3 protein-coding genes are annotated in these 3605 nt (G+C 69.8%); 2 read left to right on the forward strand and 1 reads right to left on the reverse strand.

All coding sequences use genetic code 11. From position 1 onward, the window contains the following. Positions 1–674 (reverse strand): enoyl-CoA hydratase-related protein (locus tag Q0480_RS00805; RefSeq protein WP_299129721.1); only part of this gene is annotated, 674 nt, incomplete at its 3' end. Positions 675–781: 107 nt separating this feature from the next. Between Q0480_RS00805 and paaN the strand changes: the two genes are divergently transcribed. Both paaN and Q0480_RS00815 read left to right on the forward strand, forming a co-directional pair. Beyond that, on the forward strand, positions 782–2434 hold the full coding sequence (gene paaN / locus Q0480_RS00810) for a phenylacetic acid degradation protein PaaN (RefSeq protein WP_299129722.1): 1653 nt from the start codon (positions 782–784) through the stop codon (positions 2432–2434). Between the two features lie 40 nt (positions 2435–2474). Then, on the forward strand, positions 2475–3605 hold a 1131-nt coding region (locus tag Q0480_RS00815; protein ID WP_299129724.1), incomplete at its 3' end, for an ABC transporter substrate-binding protein.

A 3605-nucleotide genomic window follows, 5' to 3' on the forward strand; every position in this document is an offset into this window, starting at 1 on the left:
GCCGCCTGGATCGCGCGCTTGGTGAGGCCGAGGCCGCGGGTCGGGCCGGCGGCGAGACGCTTCGCCAGCGTCCCCGCCTCGTCGAGGAGGGCCGCGTCGTCGACGGCCTTCCAGATCAGGCCCCAGTCGGCGGCGGTCTCGGCCCCGATCGGCTCGGCGAGAAGCGCCAGCGCCTTGGCGCGGGGTTCGCCGAGGATGCGGGCCAGCGACCAGCTGCCGCCGGCGTCCGGCACGAGGCCGATCTTCGAGAAGGCCTGGATGAACTTCGCGGACTTCGCCGCCAGCACGATGTCGCAGGCGAAGGCGATGTTGGCGCCGGCCCCGGCCGCGACGCCGTTCACCGCGCAGACCACCGGCTTCTCGATCGAACGGATCAGCCGGAGCGTCGGGTTGTAGAAGGTCTCGAGCGTGGCACCGAGGTCCGGCGCCGGGCCGCCCTTGCGCGGGTCGCGGTCGCCGAGATCCTGGCCGGCGGAAAACCCGCGTCCGGCGCCGGTCAGCAGGATTGCGCGCACCTCCGGATCGGCGGCGGCGCGATCGAGACCCGCCCGCAGCGCGAGATGCATCTCCTCGTTGAATGAGTTAAGCTTGTCCGGGCGGTTGAGCGTAAGGGTCAGCACCCCCGCTTCAAGCGCGACACGCACGGTTTCGGACAAGGTCGTGGCTTCCGTCATCGGCTTTCCCTCCCGGCACCGCTGTTCGCGGTTCATTGAAAAAATCAATTGCATAAACCGACCGGTCAGTCAATTATGAAAGCAATAAACATGCTGGGGAAACGCCGATGACCACGCTCTTCGACCAAAACCGGCCCCTGCTCGACCAGGCGGTGGCCGCGCTGGCCAACCGCGGATTCTGGACGCCTTTTCCAGAGGTTCCGAGCGGCAAGATCTATGGCGAGACAGCCCGCGAGGACGGGTGGAACGCCTATCAGGCGCGCCTCGGCGCCGCCTTCGACCTCCCCGGGCACCCCGAATCGCATCGGGTCGGCGTCGAGATGTCCCCTTTCGGTCCGGAGCTCGGCATTACCTATCCCGCGGCCGATGTCGAGACCCTTGTCGGAGCCTCCGAATCGGCCGGGTCCGCCTGGGCGACCGCGGCGCCCGAAGTCCGCGTGGGCCTGCTCGTCGAGGCCTTGAAGCGGCTCAATGCCATGAGCTTCGAGATCGGCAACGCGGTGATGCACACCACCGGCCAGGCCTTCGCGATGGCCTTCCAGGCCGGCGGCCCGCATGCGCAGGACCGCGGCCTCGAGGCCGTCGCCACTGCCTGGACCGAGATGCGGCGCGCCCCCGCGCAGGCGATCTGGCAGAAGCCGCAGGGCAAGGCCGCGCCGCTCGTCATCGAGAAGCACTGGCGCATCGTCCCGCGCGGCGTCGCGCTCGTCATCGGCTGCCAGACCTTCCCGACCTGGAACAGCTATCCCGGCCTCTTCGCCAGCCTCGCCACCGGCAACACCGTCATCGTCAAGCCGCACCCCGGCGCCGTCCTGCCGCTGGCGCTGACCGTCGCCGTCCTGCGCGACCTTCTTGCCGAGGAGGGCTTCCCGCGCGACGTCGTGCTCCTCGCCGCCGATTCGCCCGAGGCACCGGTCACCAAGGCGCTCGCGCGGCATCCGGCGGTGCGGATCATCGACTACACTGGATCGAACGCCTTCGGTGACTGGGTTCGCGGCAACGCCGGCGACGCCCTCGTCTACACCGAGGAAGCGGGGGTGAATTCGATCGTCATCGCCGCCACCGACGACTTCGCAGGAATGTGCGCCAACCTCGCCTTCTCGCTCTCGCTCTATTCCGGCCAGATGTGCACCGCCCCGCAGGACATCTTCGTCCCCCGCGGGGGCATCGAGACCGACGAAGGCCCAAAGTCCTTCGACGCGGTCGCGGCCGGCATCGCCACCGCGGTTGATGCGCTGCTGGCCGACCCGGCCCGCGCCGCCGGCGTCGCCGGCGCCATCGCCAATCCCGCCACGCTGGAGCGGATCGCCGCGGCCCGCGCACTCGGCCGCGTGGTCCGCGACAGCGCGCCGGTCGGCGAAGGCCGCACCGCATCGCCGCTGATCCTCGCGGTCGACGCCGCCGACGCGGCGGCCTACGGCGAGGAGCGCTTCGGCCCGATCGCCTTCGTCGTCGCCGTCGACAGCCCCCAGGACGGCGTCGCCCGCGCGGCGGCGCTGGCGAAGGAGAAGGGTGCGATCACCGCCGCGCTCTACGACACCGACGAAGCCCGCGTCCTCGCCGCCGCGGACGCTTTCGCCCGCGCGGGGGTCAACCTCTCCGTCAACCTGACCGGCAACATCTTCGTCAACCAGTCCGCCGCCTTCTCGGACTTTCACGTCACCGGCCTCAACCCGGCCGGCAATGCCAGCCTGACCGACGGGGCCTTCGTGGCCGGGCGCTTCGTCCGCGCCATGTGGCGCCGGCCCGTCGCCGCCTGAAATCAAGCAAGCACCTAAAAAACTCTAGGGGAGGAAACCCATGAAGACCCTGACCGCGCTCGCCACGCTCGCCGCCCTCGGTCTCGCCGGCGCCGCCTCGGCCGAGATCCGCATCGGCGCCACGCTCTCCGAGACCGGGCCCGCCGCCTTCCTCGGCGATCCCGAGGCCAAGACGCTGCGGATGCTCGTCGACAAGGTGAACGCCGCCGGCGGGGTCAACGGCGAGGAGATCGCGCTCACGCTCTATGACGACGGCGGCGACCCGAACAAGGCGCGCACCTTCGCCACCCGCCTCGTCGAGGACGACGAGGTCGTCGCCATCATCGGCGGCACCACCACCGGCGCCTCGATGTCGATCATCCCCGTGGCCGAGGACGCGGAGATCCCCTTCATCTCGCTCGCGGGCGCCATCGAGATCATCGACCCGGTCAAGGAGTGGGTGTTCAAGACCCCGCACACCGACCGCATGGCCTGCCAGAAAATCTTCGAGGACATGAAGGCGCGCGGCATCACCAAGATCGGCCTGATCTCCGGCACCGACGGCTTCGGCGCCTCGATGCGCAAGCAGTGCCTCGACGTCGTCGGCGACTACGGGATCGAGATCCTCGCCGACGAGAGCTATGGCCCGACCGACGCCGACATGACGCCGCAGCTCACCAACATCAAGAGCACCGCCGGCATCGAGGCCGTGCTCAATCCGGGCTTCGGGCAGGGTCCGTCGATCGTCACCCGCAACTACCAGCAGCTCGCCGTCGGCCTGCCGCTCTACCAGAGCCACGGCGTCGCCTCGAAGGGTTTCATCGACCTCGCCGGCCCCGCCGCCGCCGAAGGCGTCCGCCTTCCCGGCACCGCGCTCCTCGTCGGCGACCTTCTCGCCGCCGACGATCCGCAGAAGCCCGTCGTCGACGCCTATGTCTCCGAATACACCGCCGCCAACGGCGAGGCGCCCTCGACCTTCGGCGGCTATGCCCACGACGCCTTCGCGATCCTCGTCGACGCGCTGAAGCGGGCCGGCTCCACCGAGCCTTCCGACATCCGCGATGCGATCGAGAAGACCTCCGGCCTCGCCGGCACTACCGGCGTCGTCACCATGACTCCGGAGGACCATCTCGGCTTCGACCTCTCGGCCTTCCGCATGCTCGAGATCAAGGACGGCACCTGGACCCTCGTC

The organism is uncultured Amaricoccus sp. (genome assembly GCF_937891315.1).
Lineage (GTDB): Bacteria > Pseudomonadota > Alphaproteobacteria > Rhodobacterales > Rhodobacteraceae > Amaricoccus.

Excerpts from the sequence above, each read along its gene's own strand:
- paaN (WP_299129722.1), top strand. The coding sequence starts at position 782 with ATGACCACGCTCTTCGACCAAAACCGGCCCCTGCTCGACCAGGCGGTG.